This window comes from Enemella evansiae (assembly GCF_002250705.1).
Taxonomy (GTDB): Bacteria; Actinomycetota; Actinomycetes; order Propionibacteriales; family Propionibacteriaceae; genus Enemella; species Enemella evansiae.
Genome location: NZ_NMVP01000030.1, coordinates 1 through 7,299, shown reverse-complemented (window position 1 = coordinate 7,299; position 7,299 = coordinate 1). Strand labels below are relative to the sequence as shown.

8 protein-coding genes are annotated in these 7,299 nt (G+C 68.0%); 1 reads left to right on the top strand and 7 read right to left on the bottom strand.

The features are described 5' to 3' along the window. Both BI335_RS14070 and BI335_RS14065 read right to left on the bottom strand, forming a co-directional pair. On the bottom strand, positions 1 to 300 hold a 300-nt coding region (locus BI335_RS14070; protein ID WP_144009076.1), incomplete at its 3' end, for an IS110 family transposase. 414 nt (positions 301 to 714) lie between these two features. Further along, positions 715 to 1,407 carry a DUF6766 family protein gene (locus BI335_RS14065; RefSeq protein ID WP_094431642.1) on the bottom strand — a complete coding sequence of 231 codons (693 nt, stop codon included), beginning with the start codon at positions 1,405 to 1,407 and terminating at the stop codon, positions 715 to 717. A 264-nt stretch (positions 1,408 to 1,671) separates the two neighbouring features. On the opposite strand from BI335_RS14065, the gene BI335_RS14060 reads away from it, so the two are divergent. Then, a complete protein-coding gene (locus BI335_RS14060; RefSeq protein ID WP_094431640.1) occupies positions 1,672 to 2,976 on the top strand; it encodes a DEAD/DEAH box helicase in 1,305 nt (434 codons plus the stop codon). A gap of 86 nt (positions 2,977 to 3,062) precedes the next feature. Here the strand turns inward: BI335_RS14060 and BI335_RS14055 are convergent, their stop codons facing one another. The 5 genes from BI335_RS14055 to BI335_RS21545 form a co-directional block, all read right to left on the bottom strand. Continuing rightward, entirely contained in the window at positions 3,063 to 3,476 is a 414-nt protein-coding gene (locus tag BI335_RS14055) for a cytochrome c oxidase subunit 4 (RefSeq protein WP_094356493.1), read from the bottom strand. Then, positions 3,473 to 5,191, bottom strand: a complete 1,719-nt coding sequence (gene ctaD, locus BI335_RS14050; RefSeq protein ID WP_411266634.1) for an aa3-type cytochrome oxidase subunit I — start codon at positions 5,189 to 5,191, stop codon at positions 3,473 to 3,475. The genes BI335_RS14055 and ctaD overlap by 4 nt, the downstream gene beginning before the upstream one ends. Before the next feature lie 74 nt (positions 5,192 to 5,265). Further along, positions 5,266 to 6,054: an aa3-type cytochrome oxidase subunit II gene (gene ctaC, locus BI335_RS14045; protein ID WP_094356491.1), complete on the bottom strand. Its 789-nt coding sequence runs from the start codon at positions 6,052 to 6,054 to the stop codon at positions 5,266 to 5,268. A gap of 187 nt (positions 6,055 to 6,241) precedes the next feature. Next, complete coding sequence (locus tag BI335_RS14040; RefSeq protein ID WP_094431638.1) at positions 6,242 to 6,970, bottom strand: dihydrofolate reductase family protein; 729 nt, start codon at positions 6,968 to 6,970, stop codon at positions 6,242 to 6,244. A 3-nt stretch (positions 6,971 to 6,973) separates the two neighbouring features. Beyond that, positions 6,974 to 7,299, bottom strand: a 326-nt coding sequence (locus BI335_RS21545; protein WP_458859442.1) for a class III extradiol ring-cleavage dioxygenase family protein, incomplete at its 5' end; no start/stop codon positions are given.

Below are 7,299 nucleotides of genomic sequence, written 5' to 3'. Positions count from 1 at the left end.
CCGGGTGGTCTTATCGGGCCGGTTGACCTCGATCACCTCGATCCCGGCCGCCAGCAGATGCACCGTCAACCCGGCCCCATACGAACCGGTCGACTCGACCCCGATCGCGGTGATCGGTCCGTGGCCGACGACCCAGTCCACCAACGCGGCATAACCCGCGCGGGAGACCGGGAACTCCCGATCAGCCAACAACACCCCGGTCTCGGTGAGCACGACCGCGTGATGGGTGCGTTGATGAGTATCGACCCCGGCCACCACCGGGGTCGGGTCTTGAGGCGTGGCATGGTTGGTGGTCATCATGGGTGATGTCTCCCTCTACAACTGGATCGAGGGATGACCTCCCAGGCCGGGCGGACACCACAGTGATGAGACACCGATCAAGGTCCTATCAAGTCACACCCGCCCGGTCTGGCCATCCAAACCGAAAGAGGGGCCCGGCGGGCCGGCCGTCGACAAGTCGCGTTCAAGGCACCCAACCAACAGCGCCAGTGTCGAGATCGGTCAAACGAACAACCCAGACCCCAAAGACATCATCCCCAAGGCCACCGGACCCCCACCACCATCCTCACTGTGTCGAGATGAGCAACCACCCCCCGCACCTCTCGACACGGTCGCTGCGCGACCTACTCGAGGAACGTGAGAGACGCGGTCGCTGCGCGACCTACTCGAGGAACGTGAGACACACGCTCGTACATGCCACTCCCCCTTCGCTCGTCACCCGCCGGTCGCGGAGTGCGGTGCTACCGGTTTGGATTCCGCCGAACCGCGATGCCGCAGGTAGACCGACGCGCCGACGATGACCGCGACCGCGAGGAACTCCGACTGCCAGTTCTGGAAGGACTCGAACCAGAACTGCGCGGTCCCCAGATAGGCCCACCAGCTCAGCTCGGGCAGGCCATGCTCCGACAGCACCTCGTTGTAGGCCGCCGACCCGCCGAGGGCGTGCGCCAACATCGACCCGAAGAACAGCACCCCGAACAGGATCGCCAACGACCGCTCGTACACCCACAGCCACCAGCCACCGCGACGCACCGGCCAGGGCGCATCCGGATCATCCCGGTGCCCGGCCGGGTCCTCGTCCTGCTCGGCGGCCTGATCACTCGGTTTCGACTCCGACGAACCACGCATGAACAGGTGCGCGGTGAGCACCACATAGGCACCCATCTGCAGGAACTCGCTCTCCCAGTTCTCGAAGGTGGCCTCGACGAAATCACTGCTCATCAGATAGGCCAGCAACCCGGTGGCCGGTTGGCCGTGTCTGACCTGATCGGCGTCGTACGCGGCCGCACCGCTCAGAATCATGCCGCCGAAGAAGATCGCGAACAGGATCAGATTGGCCAGTAGCAGGCCGTGGTCACGGAACCACGGCCGTCGTGTTCGCTCCATGCCGTCATTGGCTGGGCTCATCTCGGCTCCTCACTGACGTTCCTCCCGTGGTACCCCATCCACCCCCACTCAGTCGATCCCTTCTCCGAGCGCACGATTCGGCTCCGGCTTGGCAGATGCGATAGGTTGGACCCATAACTCGTCGTGCTCTCGCCGCGAGTTGTCCGCATGTCGCAGCACTGCCTCCCGGTTTCTCGGGTCGCATCGGCTCCATGTGAGGTCCGCCCCGAGCCCGGGTGCCAGACCGTCGGCGAGACGATTCCTACAGAATGCGATTGATCTCCCTTGACCAGCTTTGCTGACCTGGGCGTGCCCGCACGCCTGACCGACGTTCTCACCGGCTTCGGCATCGAGAACCCGACCCCCATCCAGACCGCCACCCTGCCGGACTCCCTCGCCGGCCGCGATGTGCTCGGCCGTGGCCGCACCGGCTCCGGCAAGACCTACGCCTTCCTGCTGCCGCTGGTGGCCCGCCTGAGCGGCGGCCGGCCGGCCCGCCCGCGGGCACCGCGCGCGCTGATCCTGGCCCCGACCCGCGAACTGGTCGGCCAGATCGAGGAATCGCTGGCACCGCTGGCGAAGGCCGCCGGCCTCACCACCCGCACCGTCTTCGGCGGCGTCGGCCAGAACCCGCAGGTGACCGCGCTCCGCAACGGCGTCGACATCGTGCTCGCCTGCCCCGGCCGCCTCGAGGACCTGATCAACCAGGGCCACTGCACCCTCGACGCGGTCGAGGTGACCGTCCTCGACGAGGCCGATCACATGGCCGACCTGGGCTTCCTGCCGCCGGTCCGCCGGCTGCTGCAGCGCACCCCCTCCGACGGCCAGCGACTGCTGTTCTCCGCGACCCTGGACAAGGCGATCGACGGCCTCGCCAAGCAGTTCCTGCACCAGCCGGTGACCCACGAGGCCGATTCGGCCACCGCACCGCCCGCGACGATGGCGCACCACGTGCTGCACATCGATTCCGAGCAGCGGCTGCCGGTGCTGGTCGACCTGGCCAGCGCCCCCGGCCGGACCGTCATCTTCACCCGCACCAAGCACCGCGCCAAGGCCCTCGCCCGCCAGCTGAACCGCGGCGGCGTACCGGCGGTGGAACTGCACGGCAATCTCGGCCAGAACGCCCGGACCCGCAATCTGACGGCCTTCCACGAGGGCCGGGCGACCGCCCTGGTCGCCACCGATATCGCCGCCCGCGGCATCCACGTCGACGATGTGGCGCTGGTCATCCATGCCGACCCGCCGGTCGAGCACAAGGCCTACCTGCACCGTTCGGGGCGTACCGCGCGCGCCGGCAGCGCCGGCACCGTGGTGACCCTGATGACCAGCGACCAGCAGCGCGACGTCCGCGCCCTGGTCCGGGCCGCCGGGATCAAGCCGACCACGACCCGGGTGGACAGCATCGAGCACCCGGCGCTGACCGAACTGGCGCCCGGTGAGCGCACCCTCCCCGGCCCGCTCGAGGTCGCCCAGCCCCAGCCGCAGCAGAAGCAGCAGAAACAGCAGAAGCAGAAGCAGCAGCCGGCCGATCAGGCGAAGGCCGGATCCACCCCGGGCCGTTCCCGCAACCGTCGCCGCCGCCGGCGCTGACCGGAAACCCTGCCGCACAACGAAGAACGGCGTCCGACCCGAAGGTCGGACGCCGTTTCCGTGTTCGTCAGGCGGTACGCCGCGGCTCAGTGCGAGTAGTCACCGCGGTAGTACTCGTAGACCCAGCCGGCCACCGCCAGGGCGCCGAAGCCGACACCGAGAGCGGTCAGCCACCACCCGAACACCGGGCCGAGAAAGACCAGGCCGGCCGTGACCGCCGCGATGAACGGCCACAGGCTGCGCGGCGGGAAGAAACCGATGTCACCGGCACCCTCCACCACATCGCCATCGGAGCGGTCCTCCGGCCGCGGGTCCATCTTGCGGGCGGTGACCCAGAGGAAGACGCCGATCTGCAGCACCATCAGCGAGGTGAGCGCCAGCGCCGCCAGCCCGACCCACTCCAGCTGGCCGCCGTCGACCCGGCCGAAGAAGTAGTACGCGACCGTGCAGACGACGAAGAACAGGCCCAGCGGGATGAAGATCTTGTACTCGGTCCTCACTGGGTGCTCCTCTTCTCCTTCTCATCGGGATCGATACTGGCTTCCGAACCGCCGCCGGCCGCGATGCGCTGCCGCAGCAGCCCCGCCCGACCGCGATCGTCGGGCCCGTCCGCCAGATTGTCGGTGCCGTTGTCGGCGTACTCCATCTCGGCGATCTCCGGGTGGTGCAGATCGAAGGCCGGCGACTCGGAGCGGATCCGCGGCAGCGAGTTGAAGTTCTTCTTCGGCGGCGGGCAGGAGGTCGCCCACTCCAGCGAACGGCCCCAGCCCCACGGGTCGTCGACGGTGACCTTCGGCGACTTGCGGGTGATCCAGACGTTCCAGAAGAACGGCAGGAAGGAGATGCCGAGCATGAACGCGCCGACCGTGGAGATCTGGTTCAGCAGCGTGAAGCCCTCGTTGGGCAGGTAGTCGGCGTACCGCCGCGGCATGCCCTCGATGCCGAGCCAGTGCTGCACCAGGAAGGTGGTGTGGAAGCCGACGAACAGCATCCAGAAGTGCACCTTGCCGAGCGTCTCGTTCAGCATCTTGCCGGTCATCTTCGGCCACCAGAAGTAGAAGCCGCCGAACATCGCGAACACCACCGTGCCGAACAGCACGTAGTGGAAGTGCGCGACCACGAAGTAGGTGTCGGAGACCTGGAAGTCCATCGGCGGGGAGGCCAGGATGATGCCGGTCAGACCGCCGAACAGGAACGTGGTGAGGAAGCCCGCCGACCAGAGCATCGGCGTGTCGAAACTGACCGATCCTCGCCACATCGTGCCGATCCAGTTGAAGAATTTCACACCGGTCGGGATGCCGATCAGCATCGTCATGAAGGAGAAGAACGGCAGCGAGACCGCACCGGTGACGAACATGTGGTGCGCCCAGACCGCCATCGACAGCGCCGCGATCAACAGCGTCGCGGCGACCAGGCCGACGTAGCCGAAGACCGGCTTGCGGCTGAACACCGGCAGGATCTCGGTGATGATGCCGAAGAACGGCAGCGCCAGCACGTAGACCTCGGGGTGGCCGAAGAACCAGAACAGGTGCTGCCACAGGATCGGTCCGCCGTTGGCGGCGTCGAAGACGTGGGTACCGAGTCGGCGATCCGACTCCAGCACCAGCAGGCCGGCGGCCAGCACCGGGAAGACCATCAGCACCAGCATCGAGGTGACCAGGGTGTTCCAGGTGAAGATCGGCATCCGGAACATGGTCATGCCCGGGGCGCGCAACAGGATGATCGTGGTGACGAAGTTCACCGCGCCGAGGATCGAGGACAGGCCGACCAGATAGAGGCCCATCAGCCACAGGTCACCGCCGACGCCGGGGTTGTTGATCCGGTTGGACAGCGGGGTGTACGCGGTCCAACCGAAGGAGGCCGGCCCCTCGGGGGTGAGGAAGCTGGACATCACGATCAGCGAACCGACCACGTAGACCCAGTAGGAGAACGCGTTCAGCCGCGGGAAGGCGACGTCGGGGGCACCGATCTGCAGCGGCATCAGGACGTTCGCGAAGGCCGAGAACATCGGCGTCGCGAACATCAGCAGCATCACCGTGCCGTGCATCGTGAACAGCTGGTTGAAGGTCTCGAGCTGCATGAACTGCATGCCCGGGAAGGCGAGCTCGGCACGGATACCGAGCGCCATCACCCCCGCGAGCAGGAAGAACACGAATGCGGTGACCATGTACATCTTGCCGAGCAGCTTGTGATCGGTCGTGGACAGCATGTCCATGACCGCCGCGCCGAGGCCACGGTCCGCGGGAGCAGCAGCGCTGGTCGCGTCGGAGATCCGTTCCGCGGTGGTCATCACTCACCTTCCTTCTTGGCCTGTGCCAACTCGTTGGCCCCCTGCGACCCCAGGTTCTCCCCGGTCTGCCCCCGGTCTCGCAGCTCAGCCATCTTCTGGTCGTATTCGGCGCGCGGCACCACGTGCACGTTGAACAGCATCGCGGAGTGGTAGGTGCCACACAGTTCGGCACACTTCCCGGAGAACACACCCTCCTTGTTGGGGGTCACCTGGAAGCTGTTGTTCCGGCCCGGGATGACGTCCATCTTCATGTAGAACGACGGCACCCAGAAGGAGTGGATCACATCGGGGCTGCGCAACTGGAAGGTGGTGGTCTCGTTGACCGGCAGGTACAGATCGGGGGTGCGCTCGATGGTGCCGGCTTCCCAGACCTGGGCATCGGAGTAGTTGAAGGTCCACGACCACTTCTGACCGACGACCGTGACGGTGTTGGACGAGGGGGTCGGCTGCTCCTTGGCGAGGAGCTTGTCCTGGGTCTGCAGGGTGTAGAAGAACAGCACGCCGATGATCAGGAACGGGACCACCGTGTACATGATCTCCATCGGCAGGTTGTACCGGGTCTGGCGCGGCACCTCACGGTTGTTCCGGCGCCGGTAGCGCGCGAACGCCCAGAACATCAGGCCCCAGACGATGGCGCCGACGACCAGGCAGGCGATCCAGGAGCCGACCCACAGATTGCTGATCAGCGGGCCCTGCTCGGTGTTCCCCGGCGGCAGCCCGAACAGACGTCCCTGCCCGGGACCAGCGGCAGCACAACCGCTCAGGCCGGTGACGGCAAGACCGAGCAAACCAGCTCCGGCCAGCCGTACGCGGCGCCGAGGAAGCGACCTCAACAGACTCACGTCACGCCCTTTCCCTGGGGTTGTCACACCCCCTCGCTCCCGGCCCTTCCAGGACTGGGCCGGTCGTGTGCCACAGTATCGCAGATCGACCACCGCTCAGACCGGCGCGGGGGCCGCTCCCGGACTCCGTGATTCAGCCGTGACCGGGTGTCGAATCGCCCCGCTGCGGACGCCACCGGCCGATCAGCGCGCCGTCCTCGGCGAGCAGCAGCACCGGCGACCAGCTCGCCTCCCCCACCGGGCCTGAGATCAGGCGTACGCCCGCCCCGGCCAGCCGGGGCACCTGGGTCAGGCAGAGCTCGTCGATCAACCCCGCCGCGAGCCAGCCGGTGAGCAGGCCCGGACCGCCCTCGTGCTGGATCCGTTGGTGACCAGCATCACGCAATCTGCGGTGCAGCATCCGCGGGTCGACCCCGCTCCGGCCGGGGCAGCGCCAGATCCGCTCGGCACCCAGCAACTCCTCGGCGGCCGCGGTGTCCGCCTCGTCACCGACCGCGAGCACCAACCGCGGTTCGGCGACCTCGGCGGCCTCGGTCCGCAACCGAACCGGGAGCTCACCCCGGCGGCTCACCACGACCAGCAGCTGACCGTCCTCGGGCAGGCCGTAGTCCTCGGTGCGGGCCGTGCCGGCACCGACGACGATCGCATCGGCCAGCCGCCGGTTGAGTTCGAACACCGCCCGGTCGGCCGGGGTGCCCAGCGAACCGCTGCGGCCGTCGGAACCGGTCACCACCCCGTCCATCGTGGTCAGCATCAGGGCACGGACACCCTCCTGCCAGGCGTACGCCTCGGCCAGCCCGGACTCATCCAGGTCGGCCGGCAGCCCGGCCGGTCCCATCAGGGTGCGCAGGTCAATCGCCATCTCTCACTCCGTCATCCGCCAGGCGGCCACGTGATAACCCACCTCGTAGGGGCAGTCGAACCAGGCGTACGCCGACCGCGGCCTCCGCCCGGTGAGCGCTGCCGCGGCCGCCTGCCAGGGCAGCCGGCCGGAGATCAGCAACTCGGCACCCTCGCTCGCCGTCAGCGCGGCCAGCGGCGCCGGGTCGGCGGCGGCCAGGGCGGCGGCGATCCGCTCGTCGGCGGCCCGGGTCTCGAGATCGGCCCGCTCGGGGGCGCCGACGCTGGCCCGGGCGGTACCGTCCCCGGCCACCAGCAAGGTCACCGGCCCGTCGACCGCGGCCGCGGCCG